Origin of the sequence: Roseivivax sp. THAF197b, from assembly GCF_009363255.1 — a bacterium.
Classification (GTDB): Bacteria; Pseudomonadota; Alphaproteobacteria; order Rhodobacterales; family Rhodobacteraceae; genus Roseivivax.
On the sequence record NZ_CP045318.1, the window covers coordinates 2,603,009 to 2,629,645 of the forward strand.

Annotated in this window: 24 protein-coding genes; 10 read left to right on the forward strand and 14 right to left on the reverse strand. The window is 64.4% G+C overall.

The annotated features are described in order from the left end of the window. Positions 1–116: 116 nt before the first annotated feature. Together FIV09_RS12560 and puuE are read right to left on the reverse strand one after the other, a co-directional pair. Positions 117–605 carry an ureidoglycolate lyase gene (locus FIV09_RS12560; protein WP_152450266.1) on the reverse strand — a complete coding sequence of 163 codons (489 nt, stop codon included), beginning with the start codon at positions 603–605 and terminating at the stop codon, positions 117–119. Continuing rightward, positions 602–2,011, reverse strand: a complete 1,410-nt coding sequence (gene puuE, locus FIV09_RS12565; protein WP_152450268.1) for an allantoinase PuuE — start codon at positions 2,009–2,011, stop codon at positions 602–604. The genes FIV09_RS12560 and puuE overlap by 4 nt, the downstream gene beginning before the upstream one ends. Before the next feature lie 151 nt (positions 2,012–2,162). On the opposite strand from puuE, the gene uraH reads away from it, so the two are divergent. The 3 genes from uraH (at position 2,163) to FIV09_RS12580 (ending at position 6,261) form a co-directional block, all read left to right on the forward strand. After that, positions 2,163–2,519 carry a hydroxyisourate hydrolase gene (gene uraH / locus FIV09_RS12570; protein WP_152450270.1) on the forward strand — a complete coding sequence of 119 codons (357 nt, stop codon included), beginning with the start codon at positions 2,163–2,165 and terminating at the stop codon, positions 2,517–2,519. Positions 2,520–2,557: 38 nt separating this feature from the next. After that, the gene (locus FIV09_RS12575) at positions 2,558–3,787 is read left to right on the forward strand and encodes a urate hydroxylase PuuD (RefSeq protein WP_152450272.1); all 1,230 of its coding nucleotides are present in this window, start codon (positions 2,558–2,560) and stop codon (positions 3,785–3,787) included. A 281-nt stretch (positions 3,788–4,068) separates the two neighbouring features. Beyond that, positions 4,069–6,261: a fused MFS/spermidine synthase gene (locus FIV09_RS12580; RefSeq protein ID WP_152450274.1), complete on the forward strand. Its 2,193-nt coding sequence runs from the start codon at positions 4,069–4,071 to the stop codon at positions 6,259–6,261. A gap of 103 nt (positions 6,262–6,364) precedes the next feature. Here FIV09_RS12580 and bhcD read toward each other — a convergent pair whose 3' ends face one another. The 4 genes from bhcD to bhcA form a co-directional block, all read right to left on the reverse strand. Further along, positions 6,365–7,354, reverse strand: a complete 990-nt coding sequence (gene bhcD, locus FIV09_RS12585; RefSeq protein ID WP_152450277.1) for an iminosuccinate reductase BhcD — start codon at positions 7,352–7,354, stop codon at positions 6,365–6,367. 94 nt (positions 7,355–7,448) lie between these two features. Then, a complete protein-coding gene (bhcC, locus tag FIV09_RS12590) occupies positions 7,449–8,612 on the reverse strand; it encodes a 3-hydroxy-D-aspartate aldolase BhcC (RefSeq protein WP_152450279.1) in 1,164 nt (387 codons plus the stop codon). 64 nt (positions 8,613–8,676) lie between these two features. Further along, a complete protein-coding gene (bhcB, locus tag FIV09_RS12595; protein WP_152450281.1) occupies positions 8,677–9,654 on the reverse strand; it encodes a beta-hydroxyaspartate dehydratase BhcB in 978 nt (325 codons plus the stop codon). Between the two features lie 14 nt (positions 9,655–9,668). After that, complete coding sequence (gene bhcA, locus FIV09_RS12600; protein ID WP_152450283.1) at positions 9,669–10,859, reverse strand: L-aspartate--glyoxylate aminotransferase BhcA; 1,191 nt, start codon at positions 10,857–10,859, stop codon at positions 9,669–9,671. A gap of 210 nt (positions 10,860–11,069) precedes the next feature. On the opposite strand from bhcA, the gene bhcR reads away from it, so the two are divergent. Beyond that, on the forward strand, positions 11,070–11,891 hold the full coding sequence (gene bhcR, locus FIV09_RS12605) for an HTH-type transcriptional regulator BhcR (protein WP_152450284.1): 822 nt from the start codon (positions 11,070–11,072) through the stop codon (positions 11,889–11,891). Here the strand turns inward: bhcR and FIV09_RS12610 are convergent. From FIV09_RS12610 to FIV09_RS12645, 8 genes are read right to left on the reverse strand one after another with little or no spacing between them, the layout of a single operon-like run. Beyond that, positions 11,888–13,123: a CynX/NimT family MFS transporter gene (locus FIV09_RS12610; protein ID WP_152450286.1), complete on the reverse strand. Its 1,236-nt coding sequence runs from the start codon at positions 13,121–13,123 to the stop codon at positions 11,888–11,890. The genes bhcR and FIV09_RS12610 overlap by 4 nt on opposite strands. A gap of 5 nt (positions 13,124–13,128) precedes the next feature. Then, the gene (locus FIV09_RS12615; RefSeq protein ID WP_152450287.1) at positions 13,129–14,319 is read right to left on the reverse strand and encodes an acyl-CoA dehydrogenase family protein; all 1,191 of its coding nucleotides are present in this window, start codon (positions 14,317–14,319) and stop codon (positions 13,129–13,131) included. Positions 14,320–14,331: 12 nt separating this feature from the next. Then, complete coding sequence (locus tag FIV09_RS12620; RefSeq protein WP_152450289.1) at positions 14,332–15,519, reverse strand: CaiB/BaiF CoA-transferase family protein; 1,188 nt, start codon at positions 15,517–15,519, stop codon at positions 14,332–14,334. After that, positions 15,519–16,421, reverse strand: coding sequence for a polysaccharide deacetylase family protein (locus tag FIV09_RS12625; protein WP_152450291.1), 903 nt, complete (start codon positions 16,419–16,421; stop codon positions 15,519–15,521). Before FIV09_RS12625 ends, FIV09_RS12620 begins: the two co-directional genes overlap by 1 nt. A gap of 4 nt (positions 16,422–16,425) precedes the next feature. Continuing rightward, positions 16,426–17,526 carry an ABC transporter ATP-binding protein gene (locus tag FIV09_RS12630; protein ID WP_216646474.1) on the reverse strand — a complete coding sequence of 367 codons (1,101 nt, stop codon included), beginning with the start codon at positions 17,524–17,526 and terminating at the stop codon, positions 16,426–16,428. A gap of 17 nt (positions 17,527–17,543) precedes the next feature. Next, a complete protein-coding gene (locus FIV09_RS12635) occupies positions 17,544–18,428 on the reverse strand; it encodes an ABC transporter permease (RefSeq protein ID WP_152450293.1) in 885 nt (294 codons plus the stop codon). An 8-nt stretch (positions 18,429–18,436) separates the two neighbouring features. Beyond that, entirely contained in the window at positions 18,437–19,351 is a 915-nt protein-coding gene (locus FIV09_RS12640) for an ABC transporter permease (protein WP_152450294.1), read from the reverse strand. A 6-nt stretch (positions 19,352–19,357) separates the two neighbouring features. Beyond that, entirely contained in the window at positions 19,358–20,521 is a 1,164-nt protein-coding gene (locus FIV09_RS12645) for a PotD/PotF family extracellular solute-binding protein (RefSeq protein WP_152450295.1), read from the reverse strand. A 334-nt stretch (positions 20,522–20,855) separates the two neighbouring features. On the opposite strand from FIV09_RS12645, the gene FIV09_RS12650 reads away from it, so the two are divergent. Genes FIV09_RS12650 through FIV09_RS12675 form a run of 6 tightly spaced genes read left to right on the forward strand, consistent with a single transcriptional unit; the run spans position 20,856 to position 26,608 of the window. Then, entirely contained in the window at positions 20,856–22,235 is a 1,380-nt protein-coding gene (locus FIV09_RS12650) for an MmgE/PrpD family protein (protein WP_152450296.1), read from the forward strand. Next, positions 22,235–22,624 carry a cupin domain-containing protein gene (locus FIV09_RS12655; protein WP_152450297.1) on the forward strand — a complete coding sequence of 130 codons (390 nt, stop codon included), beginning with the start codon at positions 22,235–22,237 and terminating at the stop codon, positions 22,622–22,624. The genes FIV09_RS12650 and FIV09_RS12655 overlap by 1 nt, the downstream gene beginning before the upstream one ends. Then, on the forward strand, positions 22,614–23,396 hold the full coding sequence (locus FIV09_RS12660) for a short-chain dehydrogenase/reductase (protein WP_152450298.1): 783 nt from the start codon (positions 22,614–22,616) through the stop codon (positions 23,394–23,396). The genes FIV09_RS12655 and FIV09_RS12660 overlap by 11 nt, the downstream gene beginning before the upstream one ends. After that, positions 23,393–24,199 (forward strand): enoyl-CoA hydratase, encoded by an 807-nt coding sequence (locus tag FIV09_RS12665; RefSeq protein ID WP_172975715.1) that lies wholly within the window; start codon positions 23,393–23,395, stop codon positions 24,197–24,199. Before FIV09_RS12660 ends, FIV09_RS12665 begins: the two co-directional genes overlap by 4 nt. 2 nt (positions 24,200–24,201) lie before the next feature. Beyond that, complete coding sequence (locus tag FIV09_RS12670; RefSeq protein ID WP_152450301.1) at positions 24,202–25,044, forward strand: MaoC family dehydratase N-terminal domain-containing protein; 843 nt, start codon at positions 24,202–24,204, stop codon at positions 25,042–25,044. A 19-nt stretch (positions 25,045–25,063) separates the two neighbouring features. Then, positions 25,064–26,608 carry a malonyl-CoA synthase gene (locus FIV09_RS12675; protein WP_152450302.1) on the forward strand — a complete coding sequence of 515 codons (1,545 nt, stop codon included), beginning with the start codon at positions 25,064–25,066 and terminating at the stop codon, positions 26,606–26,608. Positions 26,609–26,637 lie beyond the last annotated feature (29 nt).

Below are 26,637 nucleotides of genomic sequence, written 5' to 3' on the forward strand. Positions count from 1 at the left end.
GAACGGCGAGCGCAGGGTCGCTTGGTCATTCGACTCGCGTTGCGCGGGGCCTGTCCGGGGGGGGGTGGGTTTTCACCCACCCTACGGAAATCGGGGATCTACGCGACGACCGCATTTCAGCCCTTTATCACCTGGAAGGGCGTGTCGAACCAATGCTCTTCAAGGTTCGCGCCCCCGCCGATCCGGTCCACGACGGCAAACAGTCCCGGCGCGTGAAGCGGGGTCAGGACCCCGTGCCACGTCCCGCGGTGGTAGTTCACACCCTGTCCGGGCGCGGTCCGAAAGGCCAGCGGCGTGCCCGGCACCCCTCCTGCATCGGGCGCCACGATCACCAGAAACGGATCCCATGACATCGGCAGGAAGGCCTGGCTGCCATCCGGATGCCGCTCCATCATGTCGAGTGTCAGGGGCAGCGCGCGCGGTTCCGCCTGAAACAGGCTGATCCCTGCCCGACCCTCCGCGAAATCGAGGCGCGCGCGGTCGTGATAGCGCCCGCAGAGCCCCTGATTGATGATCTTGTCGGGCGCGCCGTCCGTATCGAGCACGTCGCCGAAGGGCGCAAAGGCCGCGCGCTCCAGCGGCTGGATCCGGATCGTGGAACTCATCCCAGCGCCTCGATCAGGCGCAGCTCGGCGATGCGTTCGACCTGTCGGCAGGCCTCGGCAAACTCGGCCTCCCGATCCTGCGCCACGCGCCGCTTGAACGCGGCGAGAATGCCCGCCTTGTCATGGTCGCGCACGGCGATGATGAACGGAAATCCGAAGCGCGCGGTATAGGCCTCGTTGAGGCGCGTGAAGGTCGCGCGCTCCCCGTCGGTCAGCGCATCGAGCCCGGCAGAGGCCTGCTCCGCCGTCGACGCGGCCGTCAGCCGCTTGGCTGCGGCGAGCTTTCCGGCGAGATCGGGATGCGCCTGCAGAACCCCCAAGCGTTCCGCCTCGGTGGCAGAGCGGAAGATGCGCGCGAGCGCTGAATGCACGCCGCGCGCGGTGTCATGCGTGGGGCCAAGCTCCAGATCGAAGGCGCGCTCCGCGATCCAGGGGCTGTGTTCGAACATTCCGCCGAAGGCCGCGACGAAGGCCGCACTGTCCATCTCTGAGGGCCGCGTCCGCGATTGGGGCGGATGCGTCGCCGCCCAGTGATCGGCAATCTCTGCGCGGGTCGCGAACCACACGCCGTCATGACCGCGCATGTAATCCAGCGCGCGCTTCAATGCGGCGGCCCGTCCCGGACGTCCGATCAGGCGGCAATGCAGCCCGATGGAGAGCATCTTCGGCGCGCCCGCCTGTCCCTCGGCATAGAGCACGTCGAAACTGTCGCGCAGGTAGCTTTCGAACTGCTCGCCCGCATTGAAGCCCTGCGGCGTGGCAAAGCGCATGTCATTGCAATCGAGCGTGTAGGGCACGATCAGCTGATCCTTGCCTGCGCACTTCATCCAGTATGGCAAGTCATCGGCGTAACTATCAGCAATATATGCAAAATCGCCCTCTTCAGCGGCGAGCGCCACGGTATTCATCGACGTCCGCCCGGTATACCACCCACGCGGGGGCGCGCCCGTCACTTCGCTATGAAGCCGTATCGCCTCGCGGATCTGGGCGCGCTCCTCCGCCTCGCTCATGTCCTTGTGCTCGATCCATTTCAGACCGTGGCTTGCGATTTCCCAGCCCGCATCCTGCATCGCCGCGACCTGTTCGGGCGCGCGCGCAAGAGCGGTGGCCACGCCGTAGACCGTGATCGGCAGATCGCTCAGCATCCGGTAGAGGCGCCAGAATCCCGCCCGCGCGCCGTATTCGTAGATCGATTCCATGTTCCAGTGGCGCTGCCCCGGCCAGGCCGCGGCACCGACAATTTCGGACAGGAAGGCCTCCGAGGCCGCATCACCGTGCAGGATGTTGTTCTCGCCACCTTCTTCGTAGTTCAGCACGATCTGCACCGCGATCTTCGCGCCGCCCGGCCATTGGGGATCGGGCGCGTTGGGGCCGTAGCCGGTCATGTCGCGGGGATAACGGTGCATGCGGGGCGTCCTTGTCGGTGTTTGTTTTCCCGTTGATCCACACAAATGCGGCAATTCTCAAACGCTTTCTGCCCGTCCTGCGGCACCGAAGGCTTTGCAGTGGGATCGCGAGGCTGCGTATAGAGGGGGAAACGACACATGGAGCGCGATCATGGCAGGCTACCTCACGACCCATATCCTCGATACCGCGCGGGGCTGTCCGGCGGCAGGCGTGAAGATCGCGCTTTACCGCGTCTCGGGCAATTCCCATCGCAAGATCGCCGAGACCGTAACCAATGACGATGGCCGCACCGACAGCCCGATCTTGCCGCAGGATGCCTACCAGACGGGCACCTACGAGCTGATCTTCTTTGCGGGCGACTATCTGCGCGCGGCGGGCCTTGCCTCGGGCGAGACGCTGTTTCTCGATCAGATACCGATCCGCTTCGGGATGGACGATCCCGACGCGCATTACCACGTCCCGCTGCTGCTTTCGCCTTACGGCTATTCGACCTATCGCGGCAGCTGAGCCCGCCTGACCCGTTCTGACACGCTGAAAGACCCGACATGTACGATTTTGCCATTCTCTGGGACTGGGCCGGTTTCGCGGTCCGCTGGCTGCATGTCATCACCGCGATGGCGTGGATCGGGGCGAGTTTCTATTTCATCGCGCTCGATCTCGGCCTGCGCCGCGCGCCGGGCATGCCCGACGGCGCCTCGGGCGAGGAATGGGAGGTTCATGGCGGTGGCTTTTACCACACCACCAAGTACCTCGTGGCGCCCGAACGCCTGCCCGAGCATCTGACCTGGCACAAATGGCAAAGCTACTGGACGTGGCTCTCGGGGGCCGCGCTTCTGATGATCGTCTACTGGGTCGGCGGGGAGCTCTACCTTCTCGACCCGACCAAGGCCGATCTGGCGCTGTGGCAGGGCATCGCGATCTCGGCAGCCACGATCGGGGTGGGCTGGATCCTTTATGACGGGCTGTGCAAGTCGCCTCTGGGCGATCGGCCCACTGCGATGATGCTGGTGCTCTTCGCGATCATCGTGGCGATGTCCTGGGGGCTGAACCAGGTCTTCACGGGCCGCGCGGCGCTCCTGCATCTGGGCGCCTTCACCGCGACGATCATGACCGGAAATGTGTTCTTCATCATCATGCCGAACCAGCGCATCGTCGTGGCCGACCTCAAGGCGGGCCGGACGCCGGATGCGAAATACGGCAAGATCGCCAAGCTGCGCTCGACCCACAACAACTACCTGACGCTGCCCGTCATCTTCCTGATGCTGTCGAACCATTACCCGCTGGCCTTCGGGACGGAGGCCGCCTGGATCATCGCGGCGCTCGTCTTCCTGATGGGCGTCACGATCCGGCATTTCTTCAACTCGATGCATGCAGGCCAGGGACGGCCCTACTGGACATGGGCAGTGACGGCGGGGCTGTTCGTGGCAATCGCCTGGCTGTCGACCGCCCCGATCTACGACGATTACGAAGAGGCCGCGTCCCGCGAGATGACCGAAGCGGAGGCGCAATTCGCCGCCGCGGACGGGTTCGAGGATGCCTATCTGACAATCGTCGGCAATTGCGCGATGTGCCACGGCCGGACACCGGGCTGGGAGGGCATCCACCGCGCGCCGAAAGGCGTCTTGCTGGAGACCGAGGCCGACGTCGCGCGCCATGCTGAACAGGTCTTCCTGCAGGCAGGCGTGAGCCACGCCATGCCGCCGCCAAACGCGTTCCAGATGGATGACGCGGCGCGTGCCCAGATCGTCGATTGGTACCGCGCGGCGAGCAATTAACGCCCTTTCGCCAGCGCGATCCACTCTGACAGCGCATCCCACGCCTGAGCTGTTGGCCTGATCCCGAATGCCTGCCCCCATGGTGGCAGCGCGGTTACTGTTCGGTTTCTCCGCGCGCAAATTTGTGGCCGCACCGCGCAGCGCCCCGCTCCTGCACGTACCAGCCCATCCTGCGCGCCGATTTTCGAGCGAAGGTCACCGTGCTGCCCCACTTACACCCAATTCGCACGCAACATGATCGGCAGAGCAGACCGCAAAACCTGAGCAGAACAGGAACGATCATGTCCGAAGTCACGAACATCCCAGCGCGAAAACTGCGCGCCTCGCCCGTCCTCGTGTTCACCGGGACGATCTTCCTGAGTGCGGCGCTGTTGTTTTTCGTCCAGCCGCTTTACGCCAAGCTGGTCCTGCCGGTTCTGGGCGGCGCGCCCGCTGTCTGGACCACGGCCATGCTGTTCTTCCAGACCGTTCTGATCGCGGGCTATCTCTACGCGCATCTGATGATCCGCTACGTGCCGCCGCGCATCCAGCTGATCGTGCATATGAGCCTGTGGGCCATTGCGCTGTTCTTCCTGCCGCTGGCCCTGCCTGCCGATTGGCGGCCCGATCCCGATGCGAACACGGCCCTTCAGACGCTCGGCGTCTTCGCCGTGGGTGTCGGGGTGCCGTTTGCCGTTCTGTCGGCGAATGCCCCGCTGCTGCAGGCCTGGTATGCCCGCTCGGGCGGACCTTCGGCGGAAGATCCCTATTTTCTTTACGGCGCCTCCAATCTCGGCTCGCTGATCGCCCTTCTGGCCTTCCCGCTGGTGGCCGAGCCCCTGTTCGGCGCGAAGGCCATCGGTCAGGGCTTTGCGATTGGCTTTGTCGTGCTGGGCGCGGGTCTGATGCTGTCGGGCACGCTGGGGCTCGGGACGCCCGCGACCTTGCGCAAGGACAGCGACGCGGCCACGCCGATCACATTGCGCCAGATTGCCTTCTGGCTGGTTCTGGCCTTCGTGCCGTCCTCGATGATGCTGGCGGTGACCTCGAAGATCAGCACCGATGTGGGCTCGCTTCCGTTGATTTGGGTCGTGCCGCTGGCGCTGTTCCTGCTGACCTTCGTGCTGGCGTTCCGGGACTCGGCGCTCAATGCCGCACGGCTGAAATGGGTGGGCCTTGCCTCCGTCGCCTGGCTGGGTTTCGTGTTTTCGGGCTCTGCCGGGTCTCATCTGAGCCTTCCGGAAGCGGTTTGCCTCGTTCTGGCGTTCTTCGGGCTGGCGCTTTACGCGCATCGCCGCCTCTACGAGGCGCGCCCCGCCGGCAGCCAGCTGACGGCATTCTACTTGGTCATGTCCGTCGGCGGCGCCTTCGGCGGATTGTTCAACTCGATCATCGCCCCGGCGCTGTTCGACACCCTGGTCGAAGGCGGCGTCACGACCCTGGTGGGAGCGGCCCTGCTCTTGTCGGCGCGCTTCCTGCCGACGCCGAAACAGGCCATTGCAGGCGTTCTCTATGCGGGTTTCGCGGGGCTCGTCCTGTGGAGCCTGCCGCGCCTTGCCGGGATCGACGACACGTCCACGCTGACCGTCGTCATGCTGGGCCTTGCCGCAGGCTCGCTCATCTGCCTGCGCGGCAAGATCCCCGCGATTGCCATCGCGATCCTGCTGATCGTGGTCACCGGCAAGACCTTCCTGCCCGGCGAGCATCTGTTCCAGGATCGCAGCTTCTTCGGCGTGCACCGGGTGACCGATGCGGGCGAAACCCGGAAATACGTGAACGGCACGACGATCCACGGCACGCAATTCGTGGCCGATCTGGACGCGGCACAGCCCCGACCGCTGGCTTATTACCACGAGAACGGGCCGCTTGCCGCGATCTTCCTCGACGGGCCGGTCTCTGCCACCGACCGGATCGGCATCGTCGGCCTCGGCGTGGGCGCGCTGGCGTGCTATGCCGAAGGGGGCCAGGACTGGCACTATTACGAGATTGATCCCGTGGTCGATCAGGTCGCCCGCAATCACGATCTCTTCACCTTCGTGTCGAGCTGCACCCCGTCGGCGCCGACCTATCTCGGAGATGCACGGCGCGTGCTGACCGATCAGGACAAGATGGGCTTCGACGTGCTGGTGATCGATGCCTATTCCTCCGACGCGGTGCCGGTGCATCTGACCACGGTCGAAGCGATGGAGCTCTACATGAGCCACCTGAGCCCGGACGGTGTTCTCGTCTTCCATATCTCCAACCGGTATTTCGACATCGACCTGCCGCTGGTTGAAAGTGCTGCGCGGCTTGGGCTCACCGCCGCGATCATGGATCACCGCAGCAGCGGCGCGCCCGGAGATACGGCGACCGAGGCCGTGTTCATCGCCCGCAAGGCCGAGGATTTCGGCGCACTGACCGCATCGGAGATCTGGGAGCCGCTCGAGGCCGGAAAGGGTCCGTTCTGGACGGACGATTACGCCAACCCGCTCTCCATCCTGCGTTGGGGGCACTGAGGGAGGCGCGCAGAGGGCGTCAGCCCGCCACCCCAAACAACCAGAATAGAAAAAGCCCGCACCGGTCCGGTGCGGGCTTCATTCTGTGCAAGAAAGACCCTGATCAGAGCGTCACGACCTGCGCCATTCCCTGCTCGCGCGCGAGTTTCGCCGCGACCGACGCCACTGCAAGGTCCTGAAGGCCCACGCCCGTCCCGTCGAAGAGCGTGATCTCGTCATCTGAGGTCCGGCCTTTGTGATCGCCATTGATGACTGCGCCGATGGGGGTGATATCAGCCTCCTTGATTAGGCCCTGCCCCACGGCGTGCTGCGCCTCGCCGATGCTGATCGATTGCGCGATCTCGTCGGTGAAGACTGTGGCGCGGGCCAGAAGCGCCGCGTCGACCTCCTGCTTGCCCTTCGTGTCAGTACCCATGCAGGCGATATGCGTGCCGGGCTTGATCCAGTCGGCCATCAGCAGGGGCTCAAAGGCCGAGGTGATGGTGATGATGACATCCGCCTGTGCCCCCAACTCCTCCTGGCTGACCGCCTCGAAATCGAGCCCGATCTCCTTCGCGACCTCACCCAGTTTCGGCAGCATGTCGGGATGCGGGTTCCAGGCCACGACCTTCTCGAAGCCGCGCTGTTCGGCGGCCGCGCGCAGCTGGAACGCGGATTGATGGCCAGCCCCCACCATGCCCAGCACCTTGGCATCCTTGCGCGCCAGATGCGCGATGGAGACCGAGGACGAGGCCGCCGTGCGCACGGCGGTCAGGTAATTGCCGCCCACAAGTGCATCGAGCCGCCCGGTATCGGGATCGAAGAGGAACACGGTCGATTGGTGGTTCGTCAGGCCCTTTTCGGCATTGCCGGGCCAGTAGCCGCCCGATTTGAGTCCTAGCGATCCGCCCACCTTATCAAAGCCCGACTTGAACCCGTAAAGCGCGTCCGCATAGCCGATGGCTTCGCGGATGACGGGGAAGTTGTAGGCATCACCCTTGGCCATGGCGCCGAAGACCTGTTCGACCGCCGTGAAGGCCGAGGCGCGGTCGACGATCTTCTGGCAGATTTCCTCGGTGACGATGACGACGCTGCCGTCTTTTGCGTTGCTCATGTTGTGTCCTTCTCGTCCCGCTGCTTTTGTTCTTGGGTCTCGCAAAAACGCGCGCCCCGGATGAGGGGACGCGCGCAGATCAGTGCATCAAAGCTCAGTACGCCTTGCCGCGGGCCGACACGGGCCAGAGCGTTTCGACCTTGCCGTTCCGGATGCCCACATACCAATCGTGGACGTTGCAGGTCGGGTCGCAATGGCCGGGTACGAGTTTCAGCTTCTCGTTGACCTTGAGATTGCCTTTGGGGTCCGACACGACGCCATGCTCGTCCGAGCATTTGACGTATTCCACGTCGTCGCGCCCGTAGATGAAGGGCAGACCGCTATCCACGGATTGCGCCTTGAGGCCCGCATCGACGATGGCTTTCTCGGCCTTGGCATGGCTCATGACCGAGGTCAGGATGAAGAGCGCGTTTTCCCATTCGCCCTGGTCGATCCGCTTGCCGTCCTTGTCGAGGATGCGCCCGTAATCGGCATCCATGAAGGCGTAGGAGCCGCATTGCAGCTCGTTATAGACGCCCGAGTTGGACTCGAAGTAGTAGGAGCCGGTGCCGCCACCGCCGACGATGTCACATTCGAGGCCTTCTGCCTTCAGCGTATCGACGGCGTCCTTCACCATGGCGATGGCGACATCGACCTTGGCCTTGCGATCCTCGTAGCTGTCCATGTGCTGCATGGCGCCCTGATAGGCCTGGATGCCCGCGAACTTGAGGCCCGGTGCCGCATCGATGGCCTTGGCGATCTCCACCACGGCGGGGGTCGTCGTCACGCCGCAGCGGCCCGCGCCGCAATCGATCTCCACCAGGCACTCGATCTCGGTGCCGTGCTTTTGCGCGGCCGCCGACAGGTCGGCGACGTTCTCGATCTGGTCGACGCAGCAGATAATGCGCGCGCCGAGCTTCGGCATGCGGGCCAGACGGTCGATCTTGGCCGGGTCGCGCACCTGGTTCGACACCAGAACGTCCTTGATGCCGCCGCGGGCGAAGACCTCGGCCTCGGACACTTTCTGACAGCAGACGCCGACGGCGCCGCCCAGTTCGACCTGCAGTTTCGCCACATCGACCGATTTGTGCATCTTGCCGTGGACCCGGTGGCGCATGCCGTGGGCCTTGGCGTAATCGCCCATCTTCTTGATGTTGCGCTCCAGCGCGTCGAGATCGAGCACGAGGCAGGGCGTCTGCACCTCGGCCTCGTCCATGCCGATGGCCGCGGGAATGTCGTAGCCGACTTCGAAATCGTCGAGATTAACGGTATCTTTCATAGTCTCTCTCCTTGTTGGGGGATGGTGGGTTTTCACCCACCCTACGGAGTGTTCGGGGGCGCGATCAGGCGCCGGTCATCCAAGGCAGCTTGTCGAGATCGACATTCCCGCCGGTCACGATCACGCCGACGCGGCGACCGCGATACACGTCCGGGTTCTTGAGGATCACCGCGAGCGGCACCGCGCAGGAAGACTCCATCACGATCTTCATGCGCTGCCAGGTGAGCTTCATCGCGTCGATGATTTCCTGCTCGGACGCGGTCTGCACATCGGTCACGAATTGCGACACGAAATGCCAGGTGTTCTCCTTGAGCGGCACCTTGAGCCCGTCGGCCACCGTCACCGGCGCATCATCGGCGATGATGTGACCCGCCTTGAAGGACCGCATGGCGTCATCGGCCTGTTCGGGCTCGGCCGCATAGATCTTCACGTCGGGCGCGAGGTTCGACAGCGTCAGGCAGGTGCCCGAGATCATGCCGCCACCACCGATGGGCGCGACCATGGTATCGAGCCCCTCGACCTGCGCCATCAGCTCCGCCGAACACGTGGCCTGACCCGCGATCACGCGCGGATCGTTATACGGGTGCACGAATTCCGCGCCGGTTTCCTTCTGCACCTCGGCAAACACCGCCTCACGGCTCGATGTCGAGGGCTCGCATTCGGTGATGATACCGCCATAACCGCGCACGGCGGCTTTTTTTGCCTCGGGCGCGGTCTTGGGCATCACCACGTAACAGGGAATGCCCCGGCGACCTGCCGCGTAAGACAAGGACAGCGCGTGATTGCCCGAGCTGTGCGTGCAGACGCCCTTCTCGGCCTGCGCGTCCGACAGGCCGAACACGGCATTCGTCGCACCGCGCACCTTGAAGGCGCCGGCCTTCTGGAAGTTCTCGCATTTGAAGAACAGCTCTGCCCCCGTCAGCTCGTTCAGATAGGACGAGGTCAGGACCGGCGTGTTGTGGATATAGGGTTTGATCCGCTCATGCGCGGCGCGCATGTCGTCGATCGTCAGCTCGGCGGCTGTGGTGGTTGCGTCCAGCATCGCGTCTCCTCCTCTCAGGCGGCCGATTTCACGGCGGTCGCATTGCCGCTGCGATAGAATTCCTGTGCCGCGGCCACGCCCGATCCCAGGGTGATCGGGTAGTCGAGATCCGCCATCGCCATCTCTATGGCGCCGAGGCCCGACAGAACCATGACGTCGGTCAGGCTGCCCAGATGACCGATGCGGAAGGCCTTGCCGTTCATCTCCCCAAGGCCGATGCCGAAGGACACGCCATACCCGTCGAAGGCATGCTCGGTCAGGACATTGCTGTCGAAGCCCTTGGGCACATAGATGGCGCTGACCGTGTCGGAGTAAAGATCCGGGCTGTGCGCCACCAGTTCAAGCCCCCAGGCCTTGGTTGCGCGGCGCACGCCTTCGGCAAGGCGCGTGTGGCGGGCATAGACGTTGTCGAGGCCTTCCTCGAACAGCATCTTCAGGCTTTCGCGCATGCCGTAGATCAGTTGCAGCGGGGGCGTGTAGGGAAACCCGCCCGAGGCGTTGGCCTTGGTCATGTCGCGGAAATCGAAGAAGGTGCGCGGCAGTTTCGCGCTCTCCATCGCATCGAGCGCCTTCGGGCTGACGCCCAAAATCGCCATGCCGGTCGCCAGCATGAACCCCTTCTGCGAGCCGGAGACGGCAATATCGACGCCCCAGGCATCCATCTCGAAGGGCATCGAGGCCAGCGAGGAGACGCAATCGACGAACAGCATGGCCGGATGACTGGCCGCATCCATCGCGGCGCGCACGGCGGCCACGTCGGATTTCACGCCCGTCGCGGTTTCGTTGTGCGTGACGAGGACGGCCTTGATCTCGTGGCCCTTGTCAGCGCTGAGCGTGGCTTCGAACTTGTCGGCGGGCGCACCGGCGCCCCAGGCGCATTCGATGATCTGCACATCGAGCCCGTGCCGCTGGCACAGATCGATCCAGCGGTGGCTGAACATGCCGTAGCGCGCGACAAGAACCTTGTCTCCGGGGCTGAGCGTGTTGGTGACCGCCGCTTCCCAGCCGCCGGTGCCGGATGCCGGGAAGGTGATGACGGTGCCGTCCTTGGTGCCGAACACCTTCTTGGTGTCCTCGAGAACCGGTGCGAAGGTCTCGACGAAGTCCGGCGCGCGGTGGTCGCGGGTCTGGACATGCATGGCCGACAGCAGCCGCTCGGGGATGTTGGTGGGGCCGGGAATGAAGACGGGGTTCTGGGTGCTCATCGTGCGATTCTCCGATTGGATGCGCTACACCTAGACTTTCGGAAATATTTTTCAATTTTCTCGATACCCTGTGATGACCCGCAGGGCAGGCACGCAAGTAATTGAAATTAGTTCATATCTTATTTCCATTTCTGCGATGCAGAATTTTATTGAAAATCTTTTTCAGAATTATACACCAAGGGAAACGACGCGCAGGACACCCCATTCGCCATGCAAGCCCCGAAACGTCAGCGCGGCCGCCCGAAGTCGCAATTCACCGAAAGCTCCGCCGGGACGCTGCAATCGCTCGATCGCGCGCTGTCGGTTTTGGTCGCCTTGTCGCGCGCGGGGCGGATGAACCTGACCGATCTGGCGCTGGCCGTGGGCGTGCCCACCGCCACCACGCACCGCATCCTGATGACCCTGCAAAAGCACGATTTCGTGGCCTTCGACGAGGACCGGCAGGATTGGCTTATCGGGATCGAGGCGTTCCGCACGGGGGCGGCCTTCCTCAAACGCTCCAACCTCGTGGAGATCGGGCGACCGGTCATGCAGCTTCTGATGGAGGAGACGGGCGAGACCGCGAACCTCGCCGTACCTCAGAAGGCCGAAGTGGTGTTCGTTGGACAAATCGAGACGCTGAACCCGATCCGCGCCTTCTTCCCGCCGGGCACACGGACGGCGATGCATGCCTCTGGTACCGGCAAGGCGATCCTCGCCGAATTGCCAGAGGACAAGGTAAAGCGGCTTTTGACGTCCGCAGGCCTTGAGCAGTTCACGGCCAACACCCGCACGACGCCTGCCGATCTTTTTGCGGATCTGGAGCGCACGCGCGCCCGCGGCTGGTCCTTCGACCGGGAGGAACGCTACGAAAGCATGTCCTGCATCGGCAGCGCGATCTTCGACGAGATGGGCAATCCCTGCGCAGGCGTGTCGATCTCGGGCCCGAGCATCCGCTTCGACGAGGATCGCATCGCGGCCTTCGGCACGGCCGTCAAGAATGCCGCCGACGAGATCACGCGCCGCCTTGGCGGCCTGCCGCCCGAACGTTAAGCGCCGCCCTGCCCCGCCTCCCGAGCCATCTGGCGGCGCAACCGGGCCAGCAGGATCAGCAACAGCGCCGACACGGCCGTCACCGACAGAAGCGGCAGCGCGAAACTGCCCGATTGGTGCGCAAGCGCGCCCAGCGTCACCGGCCCCAGCACACCGCCCATTTCGGCGGCGGTGAAGAACATGCCGCCCGCAAGGCCAAGCCGCTCCTCGGGCACGCCCGGCGTCTCCATCAGAAGCATGATCGCCACCGTCATCATCGATCCGCGCGCGATGCCCTGCAGCATGAGACCGGGGGCGAGAAGCGCCGGATGGGCACTTTGCAGCATCAGGCTGGCGGCAAGGACGGCCCCGAACAGCCCGGCCATGACGAGAAGCCGCCGCTCGGGCGTGGCAAGACGCGGGATCACCAGCACGCCGAGGATGCCGATCGCCGAAGGCAGCGCCGCCCAGTATCCCGCCGCCACCGCCGAAAAGCCGTAGCTGCGCAGGATCTCGGGAATCCAGTTGTTCAGCCCGTGATTGATGAAGAACACGCCCACGGACATCACGAGGATCAGTTGCACCTGCTTGAGGCCCACGATCTCGCCAAAGGCCGAGAGGTTGTACTTGCTGGCGCCTGCGCCCGGTCCGATCTCGCTGGCACGCCGGCGTGATACGGCCCACCAGATCAGCGCCGAGAGTAGCACCAGCCCGGCATAGACGACCATGGCGGCGCGCCAGTTCTGCCCCACGAGCGGCATGACCACCGAATTGGTGATCGCCAGCGCCACCAGCCCGCCGAGATAGGGCCCGGTCACGTAGAGCCCCATCGCGCTCGCCCGTGCCTTGCCCTGATAAAGCTTGGCGATCACGACAGGCGCCCCGACCGAAATCATCGGCCCCCCGGCCCCGAAGAGCGCCACCGCGAGAAAGAGCTGCAGCGGCGTCTCCGCCAGCCCGCGCAGGCCCGCAGACGCCGCCATCAGGAGGCAGGCGATGACCAGCATCCGCCGCGCCCCCATCCGGTCGAGCAACATGCCGCACGGCACGGCGCACAGGATATACGTCAGCGGCCAGGCGCCCAAAATGAGGCCCATGCCCGCATTGGTCACGGCGATGTCTTCGCGGATTTCGGTGACCAGAGGCGCGGTCGAGGCGATGATCACGCCGAAGCTGAAATAGACGCCCCATACCCCGGCAAGCACCGGCCAGCGCGCGGACGCCGCACCCTCCGTCTCCTCTGCAATACTCACCCGGCTCAGTAGCTGCGCGGCAAGCCGAGGACGTGCTGACCGAGGAAGCCGTAGATCATGTTCTTCGAGATGGGCGCCGTCTGGTAAAGCCGCGCCTCGCGCCACTTCCGCTCGATCCCGTATTCACGTGCGAAAGCAAAGCCGCCATAGGTCTGCATGCAGACCTCGGCACAAGCCCAGGACGCGTCCGCGGCGAGCAGCTTGGCCATGTTGGCCTCCGCCCCCGCCTTCTCTCCCGCATCGAACATCGCGGCGGCCTTGGTGACCATCAGCTCGGCGGCCTGCGCCTTGGCATAGGCATCGGCGATGGGGAACTGGATGCCCTGGTTCGCACCGATGGGCTTGCCGAAGACCGAGCGGTCATTGGCATATTCACAGGCCTTCTCGATGAAGTATTTCGCGTCCCCGATGCATTCATAGGCGATCAGGATCCGCTCCGCGTTCATGCTGTCGACGATGTAGCGGAAACCCTTGCCCTCTTCGCCCACGAGCGTATCGGCGGGGATCTCGACATTGTCGAAGAACACCTCGCAGGTGTTGTGGTTGATCATCGCGTCGATCTTGGACAGCGAGAGGCCGTTCTTCTTGGCCTCGTTCATGTCGATCAGGAAGACGGACATGCCGTCGGAGCGTTTCTTGCATTCCGCAGCGGGCGTGGTGCGCGCCAGAAGCAGTATGAGGTCCGACTCGAAAGCGCGGCTGGTCCAGACCTTTTGGCCGTTGACGATATAGGTGCCGTTCTCGGTCTTCTCAGCCTTGGTTTTGAGCTGAGTCGTGTCGCTGCCCGTCGTGGGTTCGGTCACGCCGAAGGCCTGCAGGCGCAGCTCACCGGTGGCGATCTTGGGCAGGTATTTCTGCTTCTGCTCCTCCGAGCCGTGCTTCAGCACCGTGCCCATCGTGTACATCTGCGCGTGGCAGGCCGCGGCGTTGCAGCCTTTGACGTGGATCGTCTCAAGCACCGCACCGGCGGCGGCCAACGGCAGGCCCGAGCCGCCATATTCCTCGGGGATGAGCGCACCCAGGAAGCCGCTTTCGGTCAGCGCATTCACGAAGTCATGCGGATAGGCATCTTCCTTGTCGAGCTTCAGCCAGTATTCGTTCGGGAAATCGTCGCAGAGGCGCCCGACCGCGTCGCGGATATCGCCCCAGGCAGGGTTCACGGGCATCGAGGTCATGTCGGGGTCGTATTGGTTCATGTCTGGCATCCTTCAGATGACGTTCTTGGCGCGCAGCGCGGCGATCTCGTCGGCGCTCAGACCGACCTCACCGAGGATCGCATCGGAATGCTCGCCCGCATCCGGGGCGGAGACATAGACCGACGCGGGCGTGCGCGACAGTTTCACGGGTTGCGCGACGAGTTTCGTCTCACCGCGCGCCGGGTGTTCGATCGGGGCAGCCATGCCGAGATGCTGCACCTGCGGGTCCGCGAAGACCTCGTCCATCATGTAGATCGGACCGGCGGGCACGCCCATCTCTTCCAGCGCCTCGACCCACTGGGCCGTCGTGCGTTTGGCGAAGATGGGCTTCAGCAGGTTCCAAAGTTCGGGCCGATGTTCGAAACGTGCGGGATTGGTGGCGTATTTCTCATCCGTGGCCCAGTCGGGCATGTCTATGAGTTCGCAGAAGGCCTGCCATTGCGCGTCGCTGCCGACGCCGAGATTGAGATAGCCGTCCTTCGTCGCCACCACGCCCATCGGCGTAACGTAGGGGTGATCGTTGCCGGAGCTTTGTGGCACCTCACCCTCGACAAGGTAGCGCGCCGCCTGGAAATCCATCATCGCGATCTGCGCTTCGAGAAGTGAGCTTTGCACCCATTGCCCCTGACCCGACACGCTGCGTTCCTGGAGTGCCACGAGGATGCCAATGGCCGCGTAAAGGCCTGAGGAGCTGTCCGCCACCGCCGCCCCTGCCCGCATCGGGCCCTCTTCGGGATTGCCCGTGACGCCCATGAGCCCGCCCATGCCCTGCGCGATCTGGTCGAAACCGGCGCGCTTGGCATAGGGGCCATCCTGCCCAAAGCCCGAGATCGAGGCGAGTATGATGCGCGGGTTCACCTTTGCCAGATCGTCATAGGCAATGCCAAGCCGGACCTTCACGTCGGGGCGGAAGTTCTCGACCACCACATCGGCGCTCTCGACCATGCGCAGGAACAGCGCGCGACCCTCCGGGGCCTTGAGGTTCAGCGTCAGAGACCGCTTGTTGCGGTGCAGGTTCAGCATGTCGTAGCCGTGCCGTGCGCCTGACACGCCCGCCGACGGATCGGCCCCAACCGGGGCCTCGATCTTGATCACATCCGCACCGAAATCCGCAAGCACACGGCAGCAGGTGGGCCCTGCCCGCACGCGCGTCAGGTCCAGCACCTTGAGATTGCCCAGCGCGGTGGAGCGTTCTGCCATCACGCCGCCTCCATCACGCGGGCGGCGCCATCGGGGTCGGCGGCGGCGTACCAGTCGCCGATCCCGCTCGAGGTCAGAAAGATCGTGTCATCGCGCGCCGTCAGCAGATCGAGCGCTTGCTCGAAATGATGCGCGATATGCGGCACGCCGATGATATGCGGATGCAGCGCGAGGGTCATGACGCGGGGCTGCGATTTCAGCTCGCGTTCGAACACCGCGAGCGTCGCCTCGACGCGTTTGAGATATTCATCCGTGCTGCCATTCTGGATCGCGTAGACCGGCACGTCGTTCAGCTCGAACGAATAGGGCAGCGCCATGAGCGGCCCGTGTTTGGTTTTCATCCATGTTGGCAGGTCGTCGAGCACCCAATCGTGCAGGAACTCGATGCCTTCGGACTTCAGGATGTCGGGCGTGTGTTCCGTCTCTCCAAGGCCCGGCCCCAGCCAGGCGCGGGGCCGTGCGCCGCCCGCCTGTTCCAGCCGGTCGAGGCAGCGGCGGATCACGTCGGCCTCATCCTCGGCCTGTTTCAGCGATTGCTGGAAGAAGCCGTGGCCCACCAGCTCCCAGCCTGCGCCCATCACCGCCTCCATCAGCGTTGGATAGACGTCCGCCACCTGCGCATTGAGAAACGCCGAACATGGCAGCCCCTTGCGATCCAGCATGTCGAGGATGCGCGGCATCCCGCAGCGCAGACCGTATTCCACCCAGGAGAAGTTCGGCACATCGGGCGGCGCGGGCGTGGCCCCGTGCGGCGCGGGAATGATGCCGCGCGGCATGGCGCGCTCGATGGGCCAGTATTCAATGTTCATGACGATATGAACGATCAGGTTCTTACCCTCGGGCCCTGTCAGGGGCGCGCGGTCCGAGGACAGCTGGAACGGGATACGCGGGTTCGACGGCATGGGCTTACTCCACGTGCAGGCGGATATCGGAGGCCTTCCAGGACAGGCGCACGGGTGCGCCAGCTTCGGGCAGGCTGTCATTGCTATCGGCAATAACACGGCTGACCATCTCCGTCCCGTCCGGAAGGCGCGCCATATGCGAGGTCGTGAGGCCCAGATAGACGCTCTCGTCGTACGAACCGATGATCGACAGCCCGTCGGCGGGGGCGTTCGTCCCATTCACCCGGTCGAGCGCCACGCATTCGGACCGGATCGAGAGGTTGACCTCCTGCCCGTCCCTGACGCTGAGCCCGCGCTTGTCGACCTTTAGCTTGGAGCCCGCCACATCCACGGTGACCGCGCTGCCATTGGCTTCGGCCACCTTGCCCTTCAGCATGTTGTTCTCGCCAACGAAGCTTGCCGTGAAGGTCTTTTCGGGCGCACGGTAGATGTCCCGCGCGCGGCCGAACTCCACCAGATCACCATTGGCAATCAGCGCGATGCGGTCCGCGACGGTCATCGCCTCTTCCTGGTTGTGGGTGACGTGGATGAAGGTGATGCCCACCTTTTCCTGAAGGTGCTTGAGCTCAAGGCACATATCCTTGCGGAGCTGCGCGTCGAGGGCCGCCAGCGGCTCGTCCAGAAGCAGGATATCGCGGTCGAGCACGATGGCGCGGGCAAGCTGCACCCGCTGCTGCTGACCACCCGACAGCTCATGCGGCTTGCGGTGGGTGAATTGCGACAGCCCCACCTGTTCGAGCGCGTAATCCACCTTCTCCGCGATCTGTGCCTTTGGCATTCCCGCCACCTTCAGCCCGTAGCCCACGTTCTGCGTGACCGTCATATGCGGGAATAGCGCGTAGGCCTGAAAGACCATGGTGGTCGGGCGCTTGTCGGGCGGAAGATGCCCGACGGATTTGCCATGCAGCAGGATCTCGCCCCTGGTGGGTTTGTGAAACCCGCCGATGGTGCGCAGAAGCGTCGTCTTGCCACCGCCGGACGGACCCAGCAGCACGAAATACTCGCCCGCAGCAATGGTCACGTTCACATCCTTCAGGGCGACGAAATCGCCGTAATGCTTGGCTAGGTTGCGCACCTCGACGGCAGGGACAGTCTGGTCATTCATGGCGTTCGTTCCGTTGGTCATGACATCACCGGTTCGGATTTGGCGCGGGCAACGCGGCTCAGCGTCTCGGCGCGGATCATGGTGAAAAGGATGATGGAGCCGATCACGGCGATGGCGACGAAACTGACCATGGCGGACATGGCGTAGCTTTGCGGCGACATGCCGGTATTCAGCATCTGGCTGATCAGCACCGTCGTAAAGGTGTCGAACCCGCCCTTCAGAAGGCTCGTGCGGGTGTATTCGTTGAAGACGAGGATCACCGTGAATGCGCAGGCTGAAAAGACCCCGGCGCGGATCTGTGGAAACTCGATATCCCAAAAGGCGCGCCAGCCATTGGCCCCGCAGGCCCGCGCGGCCTCGGTCTGTTCGGGGCGGTAGCGGCCCATGGTGATCAGGATCACCACGAAGCTGTAGGGGATCGTGTAGATGATCAGCCCGATCGTGGCGGTCAGGAAGGACAGGCGGAACCAGCTGTCGAAAATCCCGGTGCCGATCTGATCGCCAAGCCAGATGAAGGCGATGTTGAGGTTCTTGAAGAACACCAGAAGCGCAGAGCCCAGGATATCCGGCGGCACGAAAAGCGGGGCCAGCAGCAGGAAGACCGGGAAGAGCTTGTTATCGGCCGCCTTGTAGTATTTCGCCGCCAGAAGCGCCATCGGCACGGTGATTACCGTGACCACCAGCGCCAGCATCAGCGTCCAGCGCAGCGCGCCGATCAGCAACTCGTCCGAGAAGATCAGCCCATACCATTCCCAGGTGAAGACGTATTCGTTCGCCCCGAAGCCGTTCTGGTTGAACGAAACGTACATGACGTACATCACCGGCGTCATCAGGGTCAGCACGACGAAGAGCAGATACGCCCATTTCAGCTTGTGCAGCCACGGATTGTCATAATCGTTCATGGAACGCCTCAGCTCAGCGGGGTCAGGATCTTGGTCAGATCGAAGAGTTTGTGACCGATCCAGAGCAGCGTCATCAGCGTGGCCATCATGATCGCGCTGACAGCCATGGCGAGCGGAAAATCGAGCGCGGTGATCGCCTGCGTGGCAATCAGCCCCGCATTCACCGCCCCGGCCCCGCCGAGGATATTCGGCAGAAGCGCCACGCCCAGACCGTTGACGAAGATGAAGACCGAGCCTGCGAAGATACCCGGCGCTGCGAGCGGCAGGATCACATCCTTGAAGCGCCGCCACGGGCCGACGCCCAGATCGTCACAGACCTCGAAGATGAATTTCGGCACCGCCTCCATGGCGAGGAAGCCCGAGAAGACGATGAACGGCAGGAAGGACAGCACCTCGCCGATCACGACGCCGGTATGGGTGTAGAGAAGCGCGGTGATCGGCTCGTCGATGATGCCGAGATCCATCAACGTCGTGTTCACCAGCCCGTTTCGCTGCAAGACCGGGCGCAGGGCGAAAACGCGGATGATCTCGGAGACCATGAACGGCAGGATGAACAGCAGCACCACCCGGTGTTGCGCCACCTGCGGGATCGACTTGCGCACGAAGACCGCGATGGGAAAGCCGAAGACGAAGCAGATCGCGACCGAGATCAGCGAATACTTCATCGAGTTCAGGAAGTTCGTCAGCCGCGCGGAGAAGAAGAAGTTCTCGTAGGAGAAAAGCGTGAAGCCCGGCTCCATCCAGAACATCGTGCGTTCGAAGACCGAGAACACCACGGTGGCCGCCATCGGGATGGCGAAGAACAAAACCATGAAGATGAGAGGCGCGCGGAACGCCCATGGCGCGAGACGTTCGCGCCATGGGGTCCGGGTTCGGCTGGCGGGGGCGAGCCCGCCAGCGCTGCTGCTCGACAGCTCGGCCATTGGCGATCAGGCCGCCTGCACCCGAGCCCACCAATCCTGGTAGGCGCGAATGTTCGTGGGGAAGACGTTCTGCCAGGAATTGCCCGCGACCGCGCGGCGGGCCTGCTTGCGCTCCAGCCGCTCGGCCATGATGGCCTTGGTGTCATCGTCGAACATGTCGGGATTGGCATCCACGTAGTGCTGCACGCCCTCCATCTGCGGGGTGAAGCCGAGGCCCGCGAGCGTCTGCGCGCCGAACCAGGGCGAGAGGTACACGTTGGCGAGGCTGTAGAAGGCCTCCTCCATCCCGCGCTCCTGTCCGCCGCGGGTCAGCATGACGACGTTGTTCCAGCTCTGATGGCCTTCCTTCATGGTGCCGTAGCGGATGTCCTGCCCGTTCTTGCGGGCAGCGAAGATCTGGATGACCTCCCAGCACGAGCTGACCAACACCTCTTCGGATGACAGAAGGTCTGCGCCGTTTTGCACACCATCCCAGAAGGTGCGGAAATGGCCCTTCTTCTTGAGGTCGATGAGGAATTCGCAGGTCTGGCGCACCTCGTCCTCGGACATGTCCGACGGGTTGTCGATCGAGCCCTTGCCCGATTGCTTGAGGTAGATCGCGGTGTTCGTGAGCGTCGGGCCGAAATCGTTCTGCATGGCCGCACGGCCGCGGAACTGGCTGTCGAAAAGCGCCTCCCAAGAAGTCAGCTCCTCGCCGATCTCGCCGTAGTTGAAGGCAAGGCTGTCGGCGTTCGAGATATAGGGCACCGCGACGACCTGCCCGTCATAGCGGATCGTGTCGGCGGACATGCCGCCCTCCTGGTAGCTCGGCAGGATGTTCGCCCAGTTCGGGATCTTCGAGGTATCGAGCGGGACGATCGCGCCCTGGCTCGCCAGCGCATCCTCCATGCCGCCGCCATTGTCGGTCATGGCGTCGTAAAGCGCGTTGCCATCGCCCACGACCATCTTCTGGATCGACTCGTCCGCGCGGGCGGATTTGGCGATGGCGTTGATGCCGATCCCGGACTGCCCTTCCATGTCGGACCAATCCTGCGCACCGACCTTGGCGATGCCCGGCGCCCAGAGCTTGAGCGCCTCCTGCGCGCGGGCCGGCATGCCGACCGCGCCTGCGGCGGCCGCGGCGCCCATCAAGGCCATGAGCTGTCGGCGGGTGAAGTCTGCTTGGTTCATCTGTGTCACTCCTGTTGGGTCTGCCGTTACGCGGCGGACAAATGAGCCTCGTCCGATCTTCCCGTCGGCCTGGGCGCGTGATCGCGGCCCGGACATGGCGCAGCCCTGGATTTCCAGCTGAAGACACCGCCGAGCACTGCAAAGATTATGTCGACAAAAAAATCATATGGCAAAATATTTCTGTATACAGCTGACGATCTCAATAAATCGCTGAATTTAAGAGGATAGTCGCAGATAACGGGCGGCATTCAGGAAGTATGACACTGGAATTTTCCTTGATCTGCGGACGAAAAAGACAGAACGTAACGCTCATAAACCCATTTTTGTATGCGAAATGACCAAAAAATCGCCATCAGTCGAATCACAGCTGATCGAGATCTGCCGCAGGCCCATTCCCGCACAGGTCGCGGCGCGAGCACGGCTGCACCTGCTCGATTGGCTGGGCTGTATCCTTGCCGCGCGCCGCTCGGAGGCGGCGGAACGCATGGCGCGCGCGGTACTGACCGAGTCTGATGATCTGTTGACCGCAGGTCTGTCGGCCACGCGGCTGGATGCGCAAACTGCGGCCTTGTGCCTTGGGACCTTGGGCAACGTGCTGGAAATGGACGATCTGCACCGGGCCTCCATCCTGCATCCCGGCGATACGGTCTGCGCGGCGGCGCTGGCCACGGCCTTGAGGCGTCCGGTAACGGGCCGCGCGCTTCTCGACGCGCTCGTGCGCGGATACGAGATTGCCATACGGATCGGCACCGCCGCCGCGGCGGGCGGCTATACGCCCTTCTACAATTCCGGAACCTGCGGGGTTTTCGGCGCGGCCATGGCGGCGAGCGAGGTATCGGGGCTGGATGAAAGCGCCCTGGCCGATGCGCTGGGACAGGCCGGAATGCAGGCGGCGGGCATCTGGCAATGCCGGTTGGAGCCCGGCTTCTCGAAACAGCTCGCAACAGCTCATGCCGCCCGGGCGGGCGTCTTCGCAGCAGAGCTCGGCGGCGCGGGTTTCGCCGGGCCACGGGCGATCCTCACCGGGAAGATGGGCTTCTTCGCAAGCTACTACCCCGGAGCGGATCTGGCCCATCTGACCGCACTGCCCGCGCGCGAGGCCTGGGCCCTGACCGAGATGAGCGTCAAGCCCTTCCCGGCCTGCCGTCATACCCATCCCGCGATTTCAGCCCTCCTGTCCCTGCGCCCGCGCATCGACAGTTCAGCCATCGCGCGGATCGACATTCACACCTATCGCGCCGCGCTCGATTTCTGCGACAACCCCGAGCCCGAAACGCCGGGGGAGGCGCGCTTCAGCCTCCAGCACACGGCTGCCATATCGCTGTTGCGCGGCGCGCCCGGTCTTGCGGATTTCGAAGGCGCGGTGCTCACGGCCCCCGATGTGGCGGCCCTGCGCGAGAAGGTGCATTTGCATGTCGATCCCGCCTGTGACGCGGCCTTCCCGCGCGATTATGGCGCATCCGTCTCGGTCACCGGGGCTCAGGGCGCGGTGCAGGTTGCGGACTGCCCGCAAGCCTGGGGCGATCCCGAGAACCCGATGTCGGAGGCGGAAATCGTGACGAAGTTCCGCGCCAATATCCGCCATGGGAGCGTGCCCGAGGCTGCGGCCTCCCCGCTCGTGGACGCGCTCCTCGATTTGCCCGACGCGCCCGATCTGACCCACTTGAAAGAAGCGCTGACCGCCGCCCTTTCCCCTGCACCGGAGTATGCCTGATGCATCTGAAGCCCGCCGTTCCCTTCCACGTGCTCGACCCCGATAGCGGCTGGGAGCCCGTGCCCGGCGGTGCGCCGGGTGTGGAGCAGAAGATGCTGTCCGGCGCGCTCGACGAGACGGCGAAAACGGGCGTGCGCACGCGGCTCATCCGGTTTCAGCCGGGCACGATCGCGCCGAACGTCTTCCTGCACGATTACTGGGAGGAGGTGTACCTGATCTCGGGTCGGCTCGTGAATGGCTGCGACGCGGACGCAAAAGGCGGCACGGAATTCACCGCCCCCGCCTATGCCTGCCGCCCGCCCGGAACGGAGCATGGGCCCTTCACCTCGGCGGAGGGCTGCATCTTCTTCGAGATCCAGTATTACATCGGAGATGACGATGGATCTTGACCTGGCGGGCAAACGAGCGCTGATCACTGGCGGCTCCAAGGGGATCGGACGCGCCATCGCGGCGGCCCTTCTGGCGGAAGGCGCGCATGTGACGCTGGCAGCGCGCGATGCGGACATCCTGGCGGCGACCCGGGCGGATCTGTCAGCCGAGGCTCCGGGCCGGGTGGAGGTCGTCGCGGCCGATCTCGGCACCGATGCGGGGCGCCTGGCCCTGGTCGAGGCCGCGGGCACGCCGGATATCCTCGTGAACAATGCAGGCGCGATCCGGGCGGGCAAGCTCGGCGATCTCGCGATCAACGATTGGCGGCAGGATTGGGAGTTGAAGGTCTTCGGCTACATCCATCTGTGCCAGATCCTGCAGCCCGCGATGGCCAAGCGCGGCACGGGCACGATCCTCAACATCATCGGTATGGCGGGACGGGCGAACCGGGCGGCCTATATCTCGGGCTCCGCGGCCAATGCCGCATTGATCGCCTTCACACAGGCGCTTGGCGCCGAGGCGCAGGGGCAAGGTCTTCGGGTCTTCGGCATCAACCCGTCGCCCACGCTGACCGACCGGATGACCGATTTCATGAAGCGCAAGGCGCAGGCCGAATATGGCGATGAGAGCCGCTGGCGCGAGATGGTCGAACCGGACCGCTTCCCCTATGGCCGCCCCGCCCAGCCCGAAGAGGTCGCGGCCTTGGCCTGCATGCTGTTGTCTCCGCATGCGGGATACCTCAATGGGTGCGTGGTTGATCTCGATGGAGGCGGACAATGGACGGGCACATGAACGAAACGCGGGACCTCGCGGAGGGCAAGCTGCAGCTAACGCGGCAGGACGGGGTTGCGAAGATCGTCTTCAACAATCCCGCCCGGCTGAATGCGATGAGCATGGCCATGTGGCAGGCGCTTGGCGATGTCTGCGCAGAGTTCGGTGAAGACGACAGCTTGCGCGTCGTGACCCTGGAAGGCGCGGGCGAGAAGGCCTTTGTCGCGGGTGCGGATATCTCCGAATTCGGCAAAACGCGTGGCTCCGCCTATGCGGCAGCGGCGTATAACGCAACCGTCGCGCGGGCAGAGGCCCTGCTCGAGGCGCTGCCGGTGCCGACGCTGGCGCTGGTGCGAGGCTATTGCGTGGGCGGCGGGCTGGGCATCGCGATGCGCTGTGATCTGCGCATGGCGCGCGAGGATGCCCGCTTTGCGATCACCCCGGCGAAGCTTGGCCTCGGCTACGGGTTTGACGGGGTCGCGTCGCTCAATCGCAGGCTGGGCCATGCGGTGACGGCGGATCTTCTGTTCACCGGGCGCAAGGTGCCGGCCGCCGAGGCGCTGAGCCGGGGTATCTGCGATTTCGTCTACCCGCCGGCAAGCTTCGATGCCGATTGCGCGGCTTACGTGGCCACCATGGCCGCGAATGCCCCGCTCACGATCCGCGCCGCCAAGGCAGCCCTTCTGGAACTCGCCAAGCCCGAGACCACCCAGGATCCCGCGCGCATCGCGGCGATGATCGAGACCTGCTACAACAGCGCCGATTACCAGGAGGGCCAGCAGGCCTTCGCCGAGAAGCGCCCGCCCGTGTTCCAGGGAAAATGACCATGTCCGGGGGGCCGCAGGACAGTGCCATCGGGCGCACCGAGGAGGCGCGTGACACGCTCGATCTGCGCCAGGCGCAGCTCATGCAGCTGACGCTCGATGCGCCGGTGAGCCTTGAGGCGGGCGATCCGCTGCCGCCCTTCTGGCATTACCTCTATTTCAATCCGCGCATCCGGGCGTCGGATCTCGGGGCCGACGGGCATGAACGCCTCGGCCGCTTCATTCCGGATTTCGGTCTGCCGCGCCGCATGTGGGCGGGCGGACGGGTCAGCATCGACGCGCCCTTGCGCCTGGGCGAGGCTGCGAAAAAGGTCTCCACGATCCGCGCGATCGAAGAGAAAGAGGGCCGGTCCGGGCGGCTCTGTTTCGTGACCGTGGATCACGATTTCAGCGTGGATGGGGTCCACCGCCTGCGCGAAAGGCAGAACATCGTCTATCGCGATCCCCCTGCCCCGGATGCCCCCCCGCCGCCGGGCAAAGCCGCGCCGGACAATGCCGAGTTCCGCCAGGTGATCTCGCCCGATCCGGTTCTGCTCTTTCGCTATTCCGCGCTGATCTTCTACGGCCACCGCATCCATTACGACGCAGATTACACCCGCGATGTCGAAGGCTATCCGGGCCTTGTCGTGCATGGACCGCTGACCGCGACATTGCTGGTGCAACTGGGCCTGTCGCACATGGCGGGCCGCACCCTCGGCGCGTTCGATATCCGCGCCATGGCGCCGCTTTTCGCAACGGCCCCCTTCACGCTGGAAGGCCGCCGGACCGAGACCGGCGTCGATCTCTGGGCGCGCACGCCCGAGGACACCATCGCCATGACCGTGACGCTGCAGGCCGCGCCATGACCAACCGGGAGATAATCCGATGACCAATCCGCTTTACGACACGCTGATCGGAGAGCGCGCTGGCAGCGCGGCCCCGCTTCTGCACCTCGCAGATGGCACCACGCGCAGCTATGCCGATATCGCCGCATTGGCCGCCCGGTTTGCAGGACTTCTGCGCGCGCGGGGATTGGACAAGGGCGACCGGCTGGCGATGCAATGCCCCAAATCTTCCGAGGCCTTCGCGCTCTATCTCGCCTGCCTGCAAGCGGGCGTGATCTTCCTGCCGCTGAACACGGCCTACACGCCGGACGAGATCGCGTATTTCGTGGGTGATGCGACGCCGAAGATCGTGGTGGCCGACCCCGACGCCGCAGCCGCCTTGCAGCCCGTCTGCGACAAGGCAGGCGCCGCCCTTCTGACCCTGGATGACAAAGGCCAGGGCAGCTTTGTCGAGGCCGCGGAAGGCGTGTCGCCCATGACCGACGTGGCGGAGTGTGACACCGACGATCTCGCGTGTTTCCTCTATACCTCCGGGACGACGGGCCGCTCCAAGGGGGCGATGCTCACGCAGGGCAACCTTTTGTCCAATGCGCAGATCCTGACAGAGACCTGGCGCTTCACCGGGGAGGACGTGCTGCTGCACGCGCTGCCGATCTTCCATGCCCATGGCCTTTTCGTTGCCTGCAACGTGGTGATGATCGCGGGCGCCTCGATGATTTGGCTGCCGGGCTTCACCGTCGATGGGGTGCTCGATGCCCTGCCGCGCGCCACGACGATGATGGGCGTGCCGACCTTCTATACCCGTCTTCTGGACGCGCCCGGCTTCACCCGCGAGGCGGCAGGGCATATGCGCCTGTTCACCTCGGGCAGTGCGCCGCTCCTGGCCGAGACGCATGAGCGTTTCCGCGCCCGCACCGGTCAGGCCATTCTCGAACGCTACGGCATGACCGAGACGGGGATGAACACCTCGAACCCCTATGACGGCGAACGCCGCGCGGGCACGGTGGGCTTCCCGCTCGCGGGCACAGAGATCCGGATCATCGACGAGAAAAGCGGCGAGGAAGCACCACGCGGCCAGACCGGCATGATCGAGGTGCGCGGCCCCAACGTCTTCAAGGGCTATTGGCAGATGCCCGAGAAGACGGCCGAGGAGTTGCGCGACGACGGGTTCTTCATCACCGGCGATCTGGGGCGCATCGATGACGATGGCTACGTGACCATCGTGGGCCGCGAGAAGGATCTGATCATCTCGGGCGGCTACAACATCTACCCCAAGGAGGTGGAGCAATTGCTCGACGCGCAGCCCGGTATCCGGGAAAGCGCCGTGATCGGCGTGCCGCACCCGGATTTCGGCGAAGGGGTGGTTGCGGTTCTCGTGGCAGAAGATGCGCCCGCGCCCGACCTGATCGCGATCCGCGCCGAGGTGGCGTTGCGGCTGGCCAATTACAAGCGCCCCAAGCATTACGTGACGGTGCCCGAATTGCCGCGCAACACGATGGGCAAGGTGCAGAAAAACGCGTTGCGTCAGACCTTTGACGGGCTGTTCTCCGATGCGAACGCGAGCCGGAAACGCGCAGGCGCGTAAACGCTCGGGTTCGTAAAGGCGCGGGCGCG